The sequence below is a fragment of the Streptomyces sp. NPDC005496 genome, from assembly GCF_042872045.1.
Lineage (GTDB): Bacteria > Actinomycetota > Actinomycetes > Streptomycetales > Streptomycetaceae > Streptomyces.
The window spans coordinates 452,905-470,826 of sequence record NZ_JBIAJQ010000008.1 but is presented as its reverse complement, the minus strand read 5'-3'; the positions used below and the strand labels follow the sequence as shown (position 1 = coordinate 470,826).

The window sequence follows — 17,922 nt, the reverse complement described above, 5'->3', positions numbered from 1 at the left end:
CGTCGCCGAAGCGAACGCGTTCGTTACGATCCCGGCATGAGCGCAAGTGAGCCGATCAGCCGCCGGGAGCGTCCCGCCAAGCCCGCACTGTCCCGGCGATGGATCGTGGACACCGCCGTACGGATCATGCGGGCCGAAGGGCTGGGGAAGGTCACCATGCGCCGCCTGGCGCAGGAGCTGGACACCGGGCCGGCATCGCTTTACGTCTATGTCGCCAACACCGCCGAGCTGCACGCGGCCGTGCTGGACGCCCTTCTCGGGGAGGTCGACCTCCGTGGCGAGCACGCGGGGGACGGATGGCGCGAGCACCTCTGGGCCGTCCTCACGTCCTACACGGCCGTGCTGTTCGAGCATCCGCAGCTCGCCCGGTCCGCCCTGGTGGCCCGCCCCAGCGGGGAGAACTACCTCCGACTGGTCGAACGCGTCCTGGATCTGCTGTCCCGCAGCGGAGCCTCCCGAGAGCAGGCCGCGTGGGGTGTCGACAAATTGCTCCAGGACGCCACCGCCACGGCCGCCGAACAGTCGACACAGCGACAGAATCCCGAGGCCGAGGACGACTGGAACGCCACCGTCCACGCCCTGCGGGCCGCGGACGAGAACACGCATCCGTCGATCAGGGCGCACATGCCCGCCCTGATCGGCGGATCCGCGGGCGACCGCATGCGCTGGGGCTTCGACGTACTCGTCAACGGCATCACTCACACACCGGTTCCCGGCTCGGCGCACTGATCCTTCGCGTCGCTCGACCGTCCGGCCCACCAGCTCGTCCGGCCGGCCGTAGCCGATCGAGTTCGGCTCGGCTCGCTGGGACGGCTGCAGCGGGTCGACCCTGACGGCCCCAGTCGGTACAGCAGCCGACGCCCCCTTCACGGCCGTGGCCGCCGGTCCCTCGCACGAGGGGCGCCGGACCCGTGCCCGGCCGGGTCCGGCGGACTCCGCCTCACCTTGACCCGCTGACCTGCTCGAATTCAGGCATGGCCGTAACGAACTTGTTCGCGACGAACATGTTCGTTACGGTGGAGGTGTCCAGCGGGGCCGCGTCTGCACCGAAGACGCGACCGGCCCCTTGCCACCGGGCGCGACCGCCGAGCATTCACCGCGACCGCCCCGGGCTCGGCCCTCGCGCCCGTACTCCCACCTGGAGGCCACCATGACCACCCACCACCCCATCGCGATCATCGGAGCCGGGCTCGGCGGTCTCACCGCCGCCCGCGTCCTGCACGTCAACGGCATCGAAGCCGTCGTATTCGAGCTAGAGGCATCGGCCGCGGCCCGCACGCAGGGCGGCATGCTCGACATCCACGAGGAGAACGGGCAGAAAGCCCTGCACGCCGCCGGTCTCCACGAAGGCTTCCGCAAGATCATCCACGAGGGCGGACAGGAGATGCGCCTCGTCGGCCCGGACGGCACCGTCCACGTCTCCGAAAAGGACGACGGCACCGGCGGCCGCCCCGAGGTCGACCGCGGCGACCTGCGTGACCTGCTGCTCGACTCGTTGCCCGACGGCGCCGTCCGGTGGGGCAGCAAGGTCACCGGCACCAGGGCACTGGGCGACGGACGCCATGAGGTGACGTTCGCCGACGGCTCGGCCATCACGACCGACCTGCTCATCGGCGCCGACGGCGCCTGGTCACGCGTACGCCCGCTGCTCTCGGACGCCCGCCCCTCCTACGCGGGCATCTCCTTCGTGGAGACCGACCTTCGGGACGCCGTCACCCGCCACTCGCGCAGCGCCGCCCTCGTCGGTGGCGGCTTCTTCATCGCTCTGGGCGGCCGATGTGGTTTCCTCGCGCACCGCGAGACCGACGGGAGCCTTCACGTCTACGCCGCCCTGACGGTCGACGAGCACTGGCTCGACGGCATCGACTTCACCGACCACGCCGCCGCCAAGAACGCGGTCCTGCCCCATTTCCAGGACTGGCACGAGGACCTGCGCGCCCTGGTCGCCGACGCCGACACGATGACGCCGCGCCGCATCCACGCCCTGCCCGTAGGGCACAGCTGGGAGCGGACTCCGGGAGTGACGCTGCTCGGTGACGCCGCCCACCTGATGTCACCCTTCGCCGGTGAGGGCGCCAACCTGGCCATGCTCGACGGCGCCGAGCTCGGGCAAGCCATCGCGGCCCACCCCGGCGACACCGAGGCCGCCCTGCTCGCCTACGAGACGGCGCTGTTCCCGCGCAGTGAAGCGTCGGCGGCTGCCTCCTCTGCAAGCCTGGAGGCCATGTTCGGCGAACGTGGACTGGAGCAGATGATCACGTTCTTCACCACGGGCCCGGCAGCCAGGTGACGACCCTGACGGTGCCGGGATGCATACCGGCACCGGTCGCGTGACTCGCTGGCCCAGTGCCGAACTCAAAGGACGATTGAGGGAGTTCGGCTGTGTCCCAGGAGTGGCGCCTGCTCGCTCTTGAGCCGGGCGCCCGCCCTGATCGTGGCGGAATCCGCGGCGTCAGCGGCCGGCGGACGTGGATGCGGGCCTGCGCAGCAGCCACTGCACGAACGTCCGGCGCGGGGGCCTCACCACCACGCTTCCGTGGGCCTTCTGACCGACCAACTCGACTCGCAGGGTGACCGGCGTGTCCGAACCCGTCGACGGCTGACGGTACTTGACCCTGCTGTGAACCAGCTGCAGACCATCGGAATCGACCACGACACCCGGCCTCGTGACCAGCGTCAGCGTCTTTCCGATCATGCTCAAGTCGAGACGCAGCGTGTCGTGGGTGATCACGGCGTCCGTGAAGTCGAGCGTCACTTCGCAGAACGTCACAGCGAGCTCCAGCCGCCGCGGCACGACCCAGCGTCCCGCGCGTTCGATCGGCCCGCTGTGCACCTGCTCGATCCGGACCACGTCCTTGACCTCGGCCGCGGCCGAGCCCCCGTCGGACGAGATGGGCGGCAAGTCGGCGGTGAGGACGGCCAGTTCGTTTACGGTTCGCGCCGACAACGCGACTTCCAGGCGCTCGTCCAGCTCGTCCGAGTTCAGGAGGCCGTCTCCCGCGGCGATCCGCAGCACATCAACCACACGGTCCCGGTCCGCATGCGAGGCGCGCAGCTCGGGGGACGAGCCGGGGCCGGCGGGCTTCCCGGTGGGCGAAATCTCTCCCGACATGCTTCCGTCCTGGTCCTGTCGACGTCTCCGCGCGACGCGGTCAGCGGCGCGGACAGAAGACTAGCGCTATATCGCGACACGGTTCCGCCGATCGAGGCTCACGACCCGTGCCCGTCGACCCCTCTCCCCTGCCGCGGAGGTTCACAGCACGGCGCTGAGGAATGCGACGGCCGCGAGTCGGTGCGCTCCGTCGGCGCGCTCGGCTGCTTCCCGGTCGGGTCCTCGCCGGTCGTTGCAGTTCACCCGGCGCAGGAGGTCTTCCATCGCTTCACGGTCCTTGTCGCGGCGGGACGGCGAGGGAGGGGTCGCGAATCGGTTCATGCCTGCTCCTTGGACGGTGCGCGCGAGCGGTGATCCCACCGGACGCGGTCAGCCTGCACTCCATATGGTCACCTGTCAAACTGGTGACACCGCGATCTCGCATGACGCTCCGCAGACCACCGCAGGCGCGGTCCGGCCTGTTCGGCGGGCTGGTCGACGGCCGCCGGACACGTTTCGGAGGAGCATGTTGTCGCCCGCACCCCCGGCCCTTGGCGCGTGCCGCCGTGGCGACCGGTCCGGCGCGGGACCCTTCTCGTAACCACCTTGACCGGTGACGTGAGCACGTGACACAGTTACGTCACCACTCAGACCAGTTACTTTCCGGTGAGGAAAAGCCATGACAGTCGTACGGTTCCATCTCGTCTCCGAGCTCAGCCCGCAGGACGTACTCGGAGTCCTGACCGACTTCAGCCCTTCCCGGGCCGAGGCCTGGCCCACGATCGACGCCGAACACTTCCAGGTGCACGACCGGGGCGAAACGTGGGCCGAGGTCACCGAGGGGACGAACTCCGCCTGGGAGCGGGCACGATACGACTGGACCCCGGACGGCGACCTGGTCACCGTCACCACGCTCGACTCCAAGCTGTTCGGGGCCGGGGGCGGTTGGACCTTCACCATGACCCCGGAGGACGGCGGCACCCGGGTCGACGTCGAACTGACCCGGGAACCGGGCACCTTGAAGGGCAAGATGCTGGCCGCCCTCCTGCCCCTCGCCGCACCCGCGTCTTTGCGCAAGTCCTTCGCGGCCCCCCTCCGGGCGAAGTGAGCGGCTCGCGACGTCAGTTGACGAAGCTCACGGCTCCAGGGCGTCGCATGTAGCGCTTACGGGCAGTGGCGGACAGCCGGTCACCCCGTCCCGCATCCGACGTCCACCACGCGAGAGCCCGCCGCGAGTCCACCCGGCCAGGCGCTACCGGGCCGCGAGCCCACCCGGTCAGGTCCGCGGCCACCTGGGAAGCCGACGGCAGGCGGCGACTCGTCACGGAGGCCCGCGCCCCGTGCGTGAACGCGGGCTCGGGCAGCAGCCGGACGACCGTGGGTTGCCGTCGGCGGACCCGTGAGCCCACCCACGGGTGTGCACGGTGACGCGCACACCTGCGGCACACACCTTCGCACAGGCCGCGAAAGCGGCGGATCAGGAGGAACAACGTGAGGACCAGCAACCCGATCTTCTCCCGCTGGGGTGCCACCAAGGACACCACTCCAGCCGGCGCACATCAGCGCGAGACCGTGGGTGCCGCGCTCGGCGGGCCGTCGGCCGGCGGCTTCGGGACGAATCCATACGCCTCCCCCGCCGACATCGGCACACGGCCCGTCGGCTCGGCACCGGTGACCATGGACGACGTGGTCGTGCGCACCGCCATGACTCTGGGAACCGTGGCCCTGACCGCGGTGCTGTCCTGGCTGCTGCTCCCCGTGGACGAGGCGAACGTCAGCCGCTCCTACGGCATCGCCCTGGGCGCCGCCCTCGTCGCTTTCGCGCTGTCCCTCGTCCAGGCGTTCCGGCGGACGCCCTCCCCGGCCCTGATCCTGGGATACGCGGCGTTCGAGGGCGTCTTCCTCGGCGTCCTCTCCAGCACGGTCTCGACCTACATATCGCCAGGTGTGGTCGTCCAGGCGGTGCTCGGCACCTTCGCGGTGGCCGCGGGCACCCTCATCGCTTACCGCATGCGCTGGATCCGCGTCGACCAGCGGTTCGCCGGTTTCGTGGCCGCCGCCGCCACCGGATTCCTCCTGCTGGTGATCGCCGACGCCCTCTTCTCCGCTTTCGGCGCGGGTGATGGCCTTGGATTCCACAGCGGCGGCCTCGGGATCGCCTTCGGGCTGATCGGCATCGTCCTCGGCGCGGCCTTCCTCGCCCTGGACTTCAAGCAGGTCGAGGACGCCATCGCCTACGGAGCGCCGCGTGAGGAAGCGTGGCTGGCCGCCTTCGGTCTCACCATGACGCTGGTGTGGATCTACCTGGAAGTGCTGCGCGTGCTGTCGATCTTCAACAGCGACAACTGAGTCTCTCCCGCCTCGTAGGGGGCGCGCGCGGCACGCGTGCCCCCTACGAAGTTTCCTGTCGGCTGCGCTTGGCAAGTCTCAACCCCGAAGCAGCCCGGGTCTGTTCACGACGACGGCCACACCGGCCCTCGGGGCGCCGCCCGGCGTCCGCGGGCCCGCCAGACGGGAGAGGCGTCCATGAGTGCCCATGAGCAGTGCCCGCACCAGGACAACAGAGTGGACCTGGGCGCGGCCTTCAAGGCGGACGCTCCCGCCCAGTACGCGCGGCTGCGGCGCCTCGGGCCCATCCATCCCGCCCGCTTCCACCTGGGCATCGAGGGCTGGGTGGTCGTCGGCCACGACCTGGCCCGGGAGGCGCTGACGCATCCGGCACTGCTCAAGGACTCCGCCCCGGCCGCCGAGGCTCTGACCGCCGCCGGCTACGTCCTGAACAAGCCGTCGGTGGGACTCGGCGCACAGATGCTGGAGGCCGACCCACCCGAGCACGGCCGCCTGCGCCGCCTGGCCGCGGCCGCCTTCACGGCACGCCGCACGGCGGAGCTGGCGCCGCGCATCGAACGTATCGCCCACGACCTGATCGACGCGATGCCGCCCTCCGGCGAGATCGACCTCGTCGAGGCGTTCAACGCGCCACTGCCCGCCATGGTGATCGCCGAGCTCCTCGGCATCCCCGAGGAGCACCACGCGGACTTCCGCCACTGGTCCCGCTACGCCCTGCAGGTCGCTTCGCCCGAGCACCGCCCGGCGCTGGCCGGACTGCACGCGCTGCTGGCCCGCCTGGTCGCCGACAAGCGGCGCGCCCCTCGGGACGACCTGCTGTCCGCCCTGGTCGGCGTCCGTGACGAGCGCGACGGTCGGCTGTCCGAGGAGGAACTGGTCGGCACCGGACTGATGCTCATCGTCGCGGGCCACGAGAGCACCGTGAACCTACTGGGCAACGCCGTGCTGGCCCTGCTGCGCCACCCCGAGCAGCTCCAGCTCCTGCGGGAGCGGCCGGACCTGACGGCCGGCGCGGTGGAGGAGTTCTTGCGCTACGACACCTCTGTCGAGCGCTCGACGAGCCGTTACGCGGCGGAGGACCTCGAACTGGGCGGAGTACGTATCCCCCGGGGCGGCATCGTGGCCGTGGCACTCGGCTCGGCCGGGCACGACGCCCCGCAAACCGAGGGTGACGGTCCCACCGTCCTCGACGTGACCCGGCCCAATGCCCGCCACCTGGCCTTCGGACACGGCATCCATCACTGTCTGGGCGCTCCGCTGGCGCGGCTCGAGACGACGATCGCCCTCAGAACGCTGCTGTCCCGCGTCCCCGACCTTCAACTCGCGGTGAGCGCTGACTCGTTGGACTGGATCGGATCCGGCATCATCCGCGGCGTGGTGTCACTGCCGGTGCGCTACCGGGTGGGCTGACGGCGCGGCTTTCGGGGCGGTCCCAGTCGCAGCTCATGAGCCACCGTCCTGGAATCACCCCGCCGGACAGCTCGACGTTCCCGCCGGTCGGGGAGAGACACGTGTGCGCAGGAAGAGACCTCATGCCCTCGTCACCGCCTCGGACGCGGACCGAGCTCACGACACATGACCCGAGAGGCGTCGACGGCTGCGGCGGACAGGACCGTTTGCTACGCTCACGTGTGGCATAGACCGTCGACCGAGGAGTCACAGACGTGGTGGGTGAAGACGACATCTCCGGATGAGATCCGGATCTGACGGCCACCGGCCGGCGCCGAGGAGCGCTGCCGAGGTGGTCCGTCTCGTCGTACCCCCTTCCCCACGTCTGCCCAGGGCAGAACACCACGCTCTGCCCTCAGTACCTCCGAGGTCCTTCCATGCCCGACGCCGCCGTCGTCTGCTCCAACGTCTCCTTCGCCTGGCCCGACGACACCCAGGTCTTCCGCGACCTGTCCTTCAGCGTGCCCTCGGGCCGTACGGGACTGGTCGCCCCCAATGGTTCCGGCAAGAGCAGCCTGCTCAAGCTGATCGCCGGCGAACTCCGGCCCACCTCCGGCTCGGTGACCGTCAGCGGCACACTCGGCTACCTCCCGCAGAGTCTGCCGCTGACCGGGAACCTCACGGTCGCCCAGGTGCTCGGCATCGACGAGGTGATCCGCGCCCTGGACGCCGTCGAGTCCGGTGACGTCGACGAGAGGCACTTCGCCACCATCGGCGACGACTGGGACATCGAGGAACGCACCCGCGCCCAGCTGGACCGCCTTGGTCTCGCGAACCTCTCCCTGGACCGCGGCCTCGGCACGCTCAGCGGCGGCCAGATCGTGTCCCTCGGCCTCGCCGCCCAGCTGATCAGGCGTCCCGACGTCCTCCTGCTCGACGAACCCACCAACAACCTCGACCTCCAGGCCCGGCACAAGCTCTACGACGTGCTGTCGGACTTCACCGGCTGCCTGCTGCTGGTCAGCCACGACCGCTCACTGCTCGACCGCATGGAGCGCATCGCCGAACTCGGCAGTGACGAACTGCGCCTCTACGGAGGCGACTTCAGTGCATATGAGGAGGCCGTCCGCGCCGAGCAGGAGGTCGCGGAGAAGAACGTCCGCAACGCCGAACAGGAACTGAAGCGCGAGAAGCGGGAGATGCAGCAGGCCCGCGAGCGTGCCGAGCGCCGCGCGAGCAACGCCGCCCGCAACCTCAAGAACGCCGGCCTCCCCAAGATCTTCGCCGGGAACATGAAACGGGGCGCCCAGGAGGCGGCCGGCCGGTCCGGGCAGCTGCACGCTTCCCGGGTCGGCGAGGCCAAGGCCCGCCTCGACGAGGCCGGACGCGCGCTGCGCGAGGAACAGCGACTGACCCTGGAGCTGCCCGACACGCAGGTGCCCGCCGGGCCCAACCTGTTCCTCGGCGAGGGGATGCGGGTGCGCCTCGGCGACACGGACGTCTTCTCCCCCGGCGGTGCCGACCTGACCGTCCGCGGCCCCGAACGCATCGCGCTGACCGGGCCCAACGGCGCCGGGAAGACCACACTGATGCGCCTCATCACCGGCGAACTCACCGTGGACGCCGGGGAGATCAAGCGCCATGACGGCCGGATCGCCTACCTGTCACAGCGACTGGACCTGCTCGACCTCGACCGCACCGTGGCCGAGAACTTCGCCGGCTTCGCACCCGAGCGGCCCGAGGCCGAGCGGATGAACCTGCTCGCCCGCTTCCTCTTCCGGGGCCCGCGCGCCCACCTGCCGGTCGGCGTGCTCTCCGGCGGGGAGCGGCTGCGCGCAACACTCGCCTGCGTCCTGTGTGCCGAGCCCGCTCCGCACCTGCTGCTGCTCGACGAACCGACCAACAACCTCGACCTGGTCAGCGCCGGCCAGCTGGTCGGCGCGCTCAACTCCTACCAGGGCGCGTTCATGGTGATCAGCCACGACGAGCGATTCCTCGCCGAGATCGGCATCAGCCGCTGGCTGCGGCTGTCCGAGGGGGTACTGGAGGAGACGGGAGCGCCGGGCGTGTGAGTGGGCCACGTGTGAAGTGGCCCGCGTCCGAGGCCGTGCGCCCCGCGGGCCGTCCACCGATCACGTAGGACGGAACTCCCATGCCCCGACCCGCTCTGCTCGCCCACGACATCGTCCGCCACCTGGGCGGACGCCGCGTCCTCGACGGCGTCTCCCTGACGGCCGCCCCCGGTCGCCGGATCGGCCTCATCGGCGAGAACGGCGCCGGCAAGTCCACCCTGCTGAGGGTGCTGGCCGGCGTCGACGAACCCGGCGCGGGCACCGTGACCCGCCCCGGCGACCTCGGCTTCCTCCACCAGGAGATGCCCTTCGACGCCGGCTCCACCGTCGCCGACGTGCTCCACGAGGCACTCCGGGAGGCACGCCGGGATCTCGCGGAACTCGACCGACTGGGCGAACTGCTGGCCAGCACCCCGGAGGACGAGCCGGGCCACCGGGAACTCCTCGACCGCTACGGCAGCCTCCTGGAGCAGTCCCAGGACCGTGAGTCCTGGGACGCCGACCGCCGCGCGACCCTCGTACTGGACGGCCTCGGCCTCGGTGCCGTCGGGCACGACCGCGCTCTCGGCTCGCTCTCCGGCGGACAGCGCGGCCGGCTGGCCCTGGCGGCGCTGCTCGTACGACGGCCCACGGCGCTGCTGCTCGACGAACCGACCAACCACCTGGACGACGGCGCCGCCGCCTTCCTGGAGGAGCAGGTCCGCGCCCTGCCCGGAATCGTGGTGGCCGCGAGCCACGACCGGGCGTTCCTCGACGCCGTCTGCACCGACCTGGTCGACCTCGACCCGGCGGTGGACGGGCCGGTGCGCTACGGCGGCGACTACAGCGCGTACCTCTCCGAGAAGCACGCCGAGCGGGAACGCTGGGAGCAGCGTTTCAGCGAGGAGCAGCAGGAAATGTTCGAGCTGCGCCGGTCGGTGGGCGTGACCGCGCACCGGGTCGCACCGGACCGGGGCCGCACCGACAACGAGAAGATGGGGTACGGCCATCGGGCGGGCCGCGTGCAGAGCCAGATCTCCCGCCGGGTGCGCAACGCCACCCGGCGACTGGCGGAGCTGGAGCGCTCGCGGGTCCCGGAGCCGCCACGCCCACTGCGGTTCGCCGCCCGGGACCTGGCGACGCCGACGGAGGAGGGGCCTCTGCCTCTGGTCTGTCTGCGTGAGGTGCGGGTTCCGGGGCGGCTCGCGCTGGACGTCCTGGAGGTGGCGGCGGCGGACCGGCTGCTGGTCACGGGCGGCAACGGGGTAGGCAAGTCGACTCTGCTCGCGGTACTCGCGGGGCGGCTCACGGTCGAGGGCCGGGTGCGGCGGCGCCCCGGGCTGACGGTGGGGCTGCTCGCTCAGGACTCCGTGTTCGAGCGGCCCGAGCGCACGGTCCGGGACACCTACGAACTGTCGCTCGGTCCGGCACGGGCCGAGGCAGTCCCCTTGGGCTCACTGGGCCTGATGCACGACGCCGACCTGGACAAGCCGGTGGGCGAGTTGTCCGTGGGGCAGCGCCGCCGTCTGGCGCTGGCGCTGCTCGTGGCCCGCCCGCCCCAGCTGCTCCTGCTCGACGAGCCGACCAACCACCTCTCCCCGCGCCTGTGCGACGAACTGGAGGAGGCGCTGGGCACCGGGCCGGGCGCGATCGTGGTCGCCAGCCACGACCGCTGGCTGCGACGCCGGTGGCACGGTCGCGAGCTACGGCTGGAGGCGGACCACGACCGGCCGTTGGAGGCGCCGCGCTTCCGGTTGTGACCAGCTGGCAGTTCGCCCCGGGTCACCGCACTCGCAGCGCCGCCGCCGACGCGAAGGCATGCGCCATCCCGGACAACGCACGAGCGGTACGCGGTCGCGTCCTGCACATGCCCGTCCGCCGTTCGCCTTCAGCCTCACTCTTGGCGTGTTTCTCCGGCGTGCTCACCGTGGCGGATACGTGTGACGACTCGGGGCGCGTCTACACATTGCCGAGGACCGGTGGAAGGTCACATGTGTGTCAACCTCCGTCGTGGCGGCCCTCTGCGTACCTCGTCGCCGAACCGCTCCGGGGGCCGCGCAACGATCCTCACCGTCAGGGGCCTTGACAGGAAAGCGTCGTCCGCCACAGCCTATGGCAACGTTGTCAAACACGACGTTCCCCTGCCGCGCTCCCCGCCGAACGCGCCCACTTGCGATTGGACGATCCACTCATGGCCGATCAGCCTGGCCCCCCGCAACGACCGTCCCGGCGCGCCGTCGTCGCCGGTGGTTCGACCCTGTTGGCCGGGTTCGGCCTGGGCGTGGTCTTCCCCTCGGCCGCCGGCGCCGTCGTACGGACCGGAGTCGGCGAGACACCGGCCGACGTGTCCTCGGCGCCGGGCGAGCTCGCCGCGTACCGCCCGGCACGGGCCTCCTCGCAGGCGTACGCGCCGACCCCCGCCGCCTTCGTGACGGACGCGCTTCCCGGACCGGGCGTGCGCGGCACCGGATGGCGTGCCGAGGCGGAGGACCCGCAGTGGATCGAGGTCGACCTGGAGGCGGTCTGCCGTGTCGACCGCGTGCGGCTGACGTTCGAAGCCGACGCGAGCGACCCCGTGTTCACGCCCCCGACCAGCGGAAACCCCCGGCAGGGCACCACCGGGAAGGAGATCCTCTCCAGCTACGCCACCCAGTTCGTCGTCGAGACCTCACGCGACCGCGGCTCCTGGACCGGCGTGTACCGCACCACCGCGGGCACCGGCGGTGTCGTCGACATCCCGCTGCCGAAGCCCGTCACGGCACGCTGGGTCCGGATGACGGCTCGTCGGCGCTCCGGCGCCCTGCCCCTCGGCCTCAACGGCTTCGAGGTCTACGGCACCGCGCCGAAGCACCGTCCGGGAGCCACCGGGTGGACCGACTGGGGCACCCATCACGGGGACGCGCCGCGTCTCACCGTCGGCGCGGACGGCACGGTGCCGCTGGAGTCGGGATGGGCCCTGACCCTGGACGACTGGGCCGGCAGCGGCGGGACGGACCTCTCGAAAGCCGGCGTGGACACCAGCCGCTGGCTGCCCGCGAGTGTCCCCGGCACCGTGCTGGGCTCCCTGGTCGACCAGGACAAGCTGCCCGACCCGGTCGCGGGCCTGAACAACCTGCGCGTCCCCGAAGCCCTGTCCCGGCACTCCTGGTGGTACCGCCGGGAGTTCGAGCTGCCGAGGGAACTGCGCGCCGGCGCGGGCCGTCGCATCTGGCTTGAGTTCGACGGCGTCAACCACAAGGCGGAGATCTGGCTCGACGGCCACGCCGTGGGTGAGGTCACCTCCCCCTTCGCCCGTTCCGCCCATGATGTGACCGACTTCCTCACCGACGGCGGCGACCACGCCCTGGCCGTGCGGATATCCCCCGTGCCGAACCCGGGCAGCCCCGGCGACAAGGGCCCCGCGGGCGAGGCGTGGGTCGACGCGGGTGCCAACACGATGAACCTCAACTCGCCAACGTATCTGGCCTCTTCGGGCTGGGACTGGATGCCCGCGGTCCGCGACCGGGCCGCCGGGATCTGGAACCACGTACGCCTGAGATCCACCGGAGACATCGTGATCGGTGATCCGCGCGTGGACACCGTGCTGCCCGGCCTGCCGGACCTCTCGGTGGCCGAGTTGACGGTGACGGTCCCGGTCCGCAACGCCGGTTCCACCGATCGGGCGGCAACCGTCTCCGCCGCGTTCGGCAACGTTCGAGTCTCCCGCACGGTGCGGGTCCCGGCCGGCGAGTCCGTCGACGTCGTCTTCACGCCCGGAGCGTTCGGCGCCCTGCGGGTGAAGGACCCCGAACTGTGGTGGCCCAACGGACTGGGCGAGCCCACGCTGCACGAGCTCACCCTCGTCGCCCGTGCGGACGGCGCCGAGAGCGACCGGCGCACCACCCGTTTCGGCATACGGCAGTTCGGCTACGCGTACGACACCCCGCTGAAGTTCCCTCCGTCCTCCGACGCCTACACCCAGAGCGTCCCGCTGGGAGCCCGGCGTGCCCGGTACGTCCGCGTGCGCTGTCTCACCCGGGCGACGGAATGGGGCAGTTCGCTGTGGACCCTGTCCGTCCTCGACAGCGCCCGCCCCGGAACCGACCTCGCGCTGCACGCCCCGGCCACCGCCTCGACGCGCGACGAGGACGGTCACGAGGCGTCCCGTGCCACCGACGGGGACGCCGGCACCCGCTGGTCCTCCGAGTTCGCCGACGACCAGTGGATCCGCGTCGACCTCGGCTCGGTGCAGTCCTTCGACCGGGTCGACCTGGTGTGGGAGCAGGCCTACGCGCTCACCTACGTCGTACAGGTCTCCGAGGACGGCGAGCAGTGGACGGACGCCGCGTCCGTGGACAACACGGCGGTCCCGCTGCCGTTCAACACCTCCGACGCCAGTCTGCGGGTGACCGACTTCGAGGCCCGCACCGCGCGTTACGTCCGCCTGTCCTGCGGGATCCGCAACACCAGCTGGGGCAACTCCCTGTGGTCCCTGGCGGTCGTGGACAGCGCGGAACCCGGCACCGACCTCGCGCGGCGGCGGACGGCGCGGGCGTCCAGCGAGAGCGACGACCACCCCGCCGCGCACGCCACGGACGGCAACCCGGGCACCCGCTGGTCCTCCGCCTACGAGGACAACCAGTGGATCCAGGTGGACCTGGGCGCTGCCCGGCGCTTCGACCGGGTCGCGGTCCTTTGGGAGGCGGCGTACCCGAAGACGTACACGATCCAGGTCTCCGACGACGGCGAGAGCTGGAGCGATGTCACCACCGTCTCCAACACACCGGACCCGCTGAAGATCAGCGTGAACGGCGTACGCGTCCTGGTGCGCGGCGGCAACTGGGGGTGGGACGAACTGCTGCGCCGCATGCCCCCGGAGCGGATGGACGCGGCCGTGCGGATGCATCGCGAGATGAACTTCACGATGATCCGCAACTGGGTCGGCAGCAGTAACCGCGAGGAGTTCTTCGCCGCCTGCGACCGGCACGGCATCCTGGTCTGGAACGACTTCCCCAACGCCTGGGGCATGGACCCGCCGGACCACTCGTCGTTCCTGGCCGCCGCCCGGGACACCGTGCTGCGCTACCGCATCCACCCGTGTGTGGCGGTGTGGTGCGGCGCCAACGAGGGCAACCCGCCCGCGGCGGTGGACCAGGGGATGCGCGAGGCCGTGGAGGGCCGGGCGCCGGGCATCCTGTACCAGAACAACTCCGCCGGCGGCATCGTCACCGGCGGCGGTCCCTACGGCTGGGTCGAGCCGGAGAAGTACTTCGATCCGTCGACGTACGGCAGCAAGGACTTCGGCTTCCACACCGAGATCGGCATGCCCGTCGTCGGCACCGCCGCGAGCGTCCGCGCCATGGTGGGCGAGGACGGCCCCGAATGGCCCATCGGCGGCGCCTGGTACCACCACGACTGGAGCGAACGCGGCAACCAGGCCCCGCAGAACTACAAGGCCGCCATCGAGACCCGCCTGGGGACCGCGCGCGACCTGGACGACTTCTCGCGCAAGGCGCAGTTCGTCAACTACGAGAACTTCCGGGCGATGTTCGAGGCCTGGAACGCCAACCTCTGGGACAACGCCAGCGGTCTGATGCTGTGGATGTCCCACCCCGCCTGGCACAGCACGGTGTGGCAGACCTACGACTACGACTTCGACGTCAACGGGGCTTATTTCGGCTGCCGGAGCGCGTGCGAGCCCCTGCACGTGCAGGCCGATCCGGTGAAGTGGCAGGTGATCGCGGTCAACCACACCCGTACGGCGCTGAAGGACGCCGAAGTCACCGCGGAGACGTACGACTTGTCGGGCCGCCGAATCGCCGGCACGCGGCGCGCTCGCCTCGACGTGAACCCGGCGGCCTCCGCGAAGGCGTTCACCGCGGCGTTCGCGGAGGACCTGCCGGATCTTCACCTGCTGCGGCTGACCCTCACGGATGACGGTGGCGAGGTGCTGTCCCGCAACACCTACTGGCGCTGCCGCACACCCGAGGCGCTGCGTGCCCTGAACGACGTGCGGAGGGCGCGGCTGTCCGCGTCGCTGTCACATGTGTCACGTGACGGGGACCGCCGGAAGGCGACCGCCACCATCCGCAACCGGGGCACGACGGTCGCCGCGATGGTACGGCTCTCCCACCTGGACGGGGACGGCGCGCGGGTCCTGCCGACGCTCTACGACGACAACTACATCTGGCTGCTGCCCGGCGAGACACGGACGGTCGCGCTGTCGTGGCCCGCGGCCGCTCATCCCTCGGGCCGCTCCGAGCTGCGGATCGAGGGATACAACACTCCCCCGGTGACGGTGCGCGGCTGAGAGACACGGCCAGGAGAGCAGCGGGTGCCCGCGCCGTCGTCGGCGGTCGCGGGCACCCGTGTGTGCGGGCACGCAGGCACTTATCGTGGAAGGTGAAACACGCCCGGTGTGTCGTGCGGTGCCGACACGCGGCCGCACGGAAACCTCGGTGTGGGTAGCATGCGCTGCGACGTTCATATCGAGGGAGTGAAACGGTTGTGACCAGCCAGTCGACCACCCCCCTCCGCTCGCGGATCGTGGACCAGGCCGCGTCGGACCTGGAGGAGAACCGCCGCCGGCAGCAGGAACTGACGGAGAGGCTCTCGGTGTTGAAGCAGGAGGAGGCTCTCCTGACGGACATCCTGAGTCTCGCCCAGCGGTACGAGGGCTTCGCGGATTCGGCTCGGCTGCCTGAGCAGGTAGAGGACGAACCCGCCGCCAAGGCGAAGCGGACCCCCACCGGCACGAGCACACGGGGCTCGGGCTCTGGCTCGGCCAGGACGGCTCGCGCGGGCCACACGGATAAAGCGAAGACGCGCCCGCCCCTGCTCGGTGATCTGCTGCTGGACCTGCTCGGCAAGCACGACGAGCCGCGCCCGGCCAAGGAGTTGAGGGACGAACTCCTCCAGAAGCACCCCGACCGCAACCCGACTCCGCAGGTGGTGCGCAACACCCTGGAGTCGCTGGTCGCCAAGGGCCGCATCCGGCGGCACAAGGAGCGACGTGCCGTCATGTACACCGTCGTGAAGTCGGGTTCGGACGCCTGACACGGCGGCCCGGCGCCGTGTGTGGCGCATCCCCGTGTCCGTATACGGGTGTCTCGCCCTGACCGGGTGCGTCACGGCTCCGGGGGCGGCGAAGGACGTGTGTGATCGCAGAGGTCACACATACACCCGCCCCTCGGCTCTCCTCGCCCGCCCGTGTTACACGGTGCGGTCGGATGGGAGCGCCAAGACCTTGAGCGCGAGATCGCCTGCGGTGGTCACGAGTCCCTCCTCGTCTCCAGCATGCGAAGCCACACCTCGCTGATCGTGGGGAAGGCGGGCACGGCGTGCCAAAGGCGCTCGACGGGGACTTCCGCGGTGATCGCCACGGTCGCCGAGTACAGCAGTTCGCTCACCCCGGGCCCGGCGAAGGTGGCGCCGACGACGACCCGGCGGTCCGGGTCGATGAGTATGCGGGCCTTGCCCCGGTAGTCGGGGCGGTACTGGAGGGCTCCGGCGAGGCGGGCGAGATCGTGGTCGACGACCTCGACGGCGCGGCCGGTGCGCGCCGCCTCGATCGTGGTCAGGCCCACGGAGGCGACCTCGGGGTCGGTGAAGACGACGCCGGGGACGGCCTCCCCGTCGGCCGTGGCGCTGTGCGGGGACCAGCGGTCGGTGTCCAGCCGTTCGCCGAAGGCCCGGGCGACGATCACGGCACCCGCGATGCGGGCCTGGTACTTGCCCTGGTGGGTGAAGAGAGCCCGGCCGTTGACGTCTCCGGCCGCGTAGAGCCAGTCGCCGGGGACACCGGTGACCGTGAGGCTGTCGTCCGTGGCGATCCAGTCGCCCGGGGTGAGTCCCACGGTCTCGAGTCCGATCTCCTCCGAGCGCGGGGCGCGTCCGGTGGCGAACAGGATCTCGTCGGCGGTGAGTTCGCCGCCGTCGGACAGGGTGATCGGACCTCTCCGTCGGCGGCCCGATCGGCTGAGGCGACGGAGACGCCGAACCTGACGTCCGCTCCGGCTTCCCTCAGCCGCTCGGTGACCAGTTCTCCCGCGAAAGGTTCCATGCGGGGCAGCAGTCCGTCCGTGCGGGCGAGCAGGGTGACCTGGCTGCCGAGCGCCTGCCAGGCGGTGGCCATCTCGACGCCGACCACCCCGGCGCCGACGACCGCCAGTCGCCGTGGTGGCGTGCTCGCGCTGGTGGCCTCCCGGCTGGTCCACGGCCGCAGGTTCTCGATCCCGGCGAGCGGGGGCAGGGCGGCGCGGCTTCCGGTGCTCAGGGCGACCGCGTGCCGGGCACGCAGGCGGACGGTGTCTCCGGACGGGGTCCGCACGGACACCTCACGCTCCCCCGTCAGACGTCCGTGGCCGCGCAGCAGGTCGATGCCGGCGGACTCGAGCCATGCGACCTGGCCGTCGTCCTTCCAGTGGGCGGACATGCGATCGCGGTGCGCGAGGACGGCCTCGACGTCCAGCGGGTTGCCGACGGCGGGGTCGATCCCGGGGACGTGGGTGGCGTCGGCCCTCATCAGGGCTGGACGGAGCAGGGCCTTGCTGGGTTCGCAGGCCCAGTACGAGCACTCGCCGCCGACGAGTTCGCTCTCCACGATGACGGTGCTCAGGCCCGCCGCGCTGGTGCGGTCCGCGACGTTCTCGCCGACCGGCCCCGCGCCGATCACGATGACGTCGTAGGTCTGGATGTTCTCGGTGGTCATGGGTTCTCCCGTGGTGGGTCGGGGCGGCCGGGCGGGGGCCCGGCCGCCGGAGGGCGTGACACGTCCTCAGAGGTATGCGGTGGCGGGCGGGCCGTATCCGCCGAGGACGGCGCCCTCCGCCCAGTTCCACACCTGTACGTCGGTGGGCCGGCCGTGCTGTTCCGGCCGGGCCGCGGCCTGCGACGGCCTCGCGGGGGCGATGGCGGAGCGGCCGCTCGGGACGGGCCGCCGCCTGCCCACGTATGCATATGTCCTGAGGGCCATGTCTCGCCTTCGCTGTCAGGTGTGTGAGGTGGGCGTGAGCGGGTCCGTGCGGGGCATGGGAAGGGGCGCGGGACCCGCGGTCCGTGGGG

General features: G+C 71.2%; 12 protein-coding genes and 1 pseudogene. 9 read left to right on the top strand and 4 right to left on the bottom strand.

Annotated features, from left to right (window positions below):
* The first annotated feature begins 36 nt into the window (after positions 1-36).
* Both ACFYQQ_RS26225 and ACFYQQ_RS26220 read left to right on the top strand, forming a co-directional pair.
* Positions 37-729, top strand: coding sequence for a TetR/AcrR family transcriptional regulator (locus ACFYQQ_RS26225; protein ID WP_388905286.1), 693 nt, complete (start codon positions 37-39; stop codon positions 727-729).
* A 421-nt stretch (positions 730-1,150) separates the two neighbouring features.
* Positions 1,151-2,290, top strand: a complete 1,140-nt coding sequence (locus ACFYQQ_RS26220; protein ID WP_355782970.1) for an NAD(P)/FAD-dependent oxidoreductase — start codon at positions 1,151-1,153, stop codon at positions 2,288-2,290.
* 162 nt (positions 2,291-2,452) lie between these two features.
* Here the strand turns inward: ACFYQQ_RS26220 and ACFYQQ_RS26215 are convergent, their stop codons facing one another.
* The gene (locus tag ACFYQQ_RS26215) at positions 2,453-3,112 is read right to left on the bottom strand and encodes a DUF1707 domain-containing protein (protein ID WP_356167604.1); all 660 of its coding nucleotides are present in this window, start codon (positions 3,110-3,112) and stop codon (positions 2,453-2,455) included.
* A gap of 141 nt (positions 3,113-3,253) precedes the next feature.
* Positions 3,254-3,433 carry a hypothetical protein gene (locus ACFYQQ_RS26210; protein ID WP_355785635.1) on the bottom strand — a complete coding sequence of 60 codons (180 nt, stop codon included), beginning with the start codon at positions 3,431-3,433 and terminating at the stop codon, positions 3,254-3,256.
* A gap of 337 nt (positions 3,434-3,770) precedes the next feature.
* Between ACFYQQ_RS26210 and ACFYQQ_RS26205 the strand changes: the two genes are divergently transcribed.
* The 7 genes from ACFYQQ_RS26205 (at position 3,771) to ACFYQQ_RS26175 (ending at position 15,915) form a co-directional block, all read left to right on the top strand.
* Entirely contained in the window at positions 3,771-4,199 is a 429-nt protein-coding gene (locus ACFYQQ_RS26205; RefSeq protein WP_355785638.1) for a hypothetical protein, read from the top strand.
* Positions 4,200-4,582: 383 nt separating this feature from the next.
* A complete protein-coding gene (locus ACFYQQ_RS26200) occupies positions 4,583-5,440 on the top strand; it encodes a Bax inhibitor-1/YccA family protein (RefSeq protein ID WP_355785641.1) in 858 nt (285 codons plus the stop codon).
* 177 nt (positions 5,441-5,617) lie between these two features.
* Positions 5,618-6,850, top strand: a complete 1,233-nt coding sequence (locus ACFYQQ_RS26195) for a cytochrome P450 (protein WP_355785644.1) — start codon at positions 5,618-5,620, stop codon at positions 6,848-6,850.
* A 416-nt stretch (positions 6,851-7,266) separates the two neighbouring features.
* Positions 7,267-8,901: an ABC-F family ATP-binding cassette domain-containing protein gene (locus ACFYQQ_RS26190; protein ID WP_355785647.1), complete on the top strand. Its 1,635-nt coding sequence runs from the start codon at positions 7,267-7,269 to the stop codon at positions 8,899-8,901.
* 80 nt (positions 8,902-8,981) lie between these two features.
* Positions 8,982-10,640 (top strand): ABC-F family ATP-binding cassette domain-containing protein, encoded by a 1,659-nt coding sequence (locus ACFYQQ_RS26185; protein WP_355785650.1) that lies wholly within the window; start codon positions 8,982-8,984, stop codon positions 10,638-10,640.
* Between the two features lie 431 nt (positions 10,641-11,071).
* Positions 11,072-15,169 carry a discoidin domain-containing protein gene (locus ACFYQQ_RS26180; protein ID WP_388905282.1) on the top strand — a complete coding sequence of 1,366 codons (4,098 nt, stop codon included), beginning with the start codon at positions 11,072-11,074 and terminating at the stop codon, positions 15,167-15,169.
* A gap of 197 nt (positions 15,170-15,366) precedes the next feature.
* Entirely contained in the window at positions 15,367-15,915 is a 549-nt protein-coding gene (locus ACFYQQ_RS26175) for a hypothetical protein (RefSeq protein WP_355787922.1), read from the top strand.
* Between the two features lie 215 nt (positions 15,916-16,130).
* Here the strand turns inward: ACFYQQ_RS26175 and ACFYQQ_RS26170 are convergent.
* Positions 16,131-17,569: pseudogene (locus ACFYQQ_RS26170) on the bottom strand (dihydrolipoyl dehydrogenase family protein).
* Positions 17,570-17,635: 66 nt separating this feature from the next.
* On the bottom strand, positions 17,636-17,833 hold the full coding sequence (locus ACFYQQ_RS26165; RefSeq protein WP_356240695.1) for a hypothetical protein: 198 nt from the start codon (positions 17,831-17,833) through the stop codon (positions 17,636-17,638).
* Between the last annotated feature and the right edge of the window lie 89 nt (positions 17,834-17,922).

Coding starts and splice junctions, on each gene's coding strand:
- ACFYQQ_RS26225 (WP_388905286.1), top strand. CDS start 37: ATGAGCGCAAGTGAGCCGATCAGCCGCCGGGAGCGTCCCGCCAAGCCC.
- ACFYQQ_RS26220 (WP_355782970.1), top strand. CDS start 1,151: ATGACCACCCACCACCCCATCGCGATCATCGGAGCCGGGCTCGGCGGT.
- ACFYQQ_RS26215 (WP_356167604.1), bottom strand. CDS start 3,112: ATGTCGGGAGAGATTTCGCCCACCGGGAAGCCCGCCGGCCCCGGCTCG.
- ACFYQQ_RS26210 (WP_355785635.1), bottom strand. CDS start 3,433: ATGAACCGATTCGCGACCCCTCCCTCGCCGTCCCGCCGCGACAAGGAC.
- ACFYQQ_RS26205 (WP_355785638.1), top strand. CDS start 3,771: ATGACAGTCGTACGGTTCCATCTCGTCTCCGAGCTCAGCCCGCAGGAC.
- ACFYQQ_RS26195 (WP_355785644.1), top strand. CDS start 5,618: ATGAGTGCCCATGAGCAGTGCCCGCACCAGGACAACAGAGTGGACCTG.
- ACFYQQ_RS26190 (WP_355785647.1), top strand. CDS start 7,267: ATGCCCGACGCCGCCGTCGTCTGCTCCAACGTCTCCTTCGCCTGGCCC.
- ACFYQQ_RS26185 (WP_355785650.1), top strand. CDS start 8,982: ATGCCCCGACCCGCTCTGCTCGCCCACGACATCGTCCGCCACCTGGGC.
- ACFYQQ_RS26180 (WP_388905282.1), top strand. CDS start 11,072: ATGGCCGATCAGCCTGGCCCCCCGCAACGACCGTCCCGGCGCGCCGTC.
- ACFYQQ_RS26165 (WP_356240695.1), bottom strand. CDS start 17,833: ATGGCCCTCAGGACATATGCATACGTGGGCAGGCGGCGGCCCGTCCCG.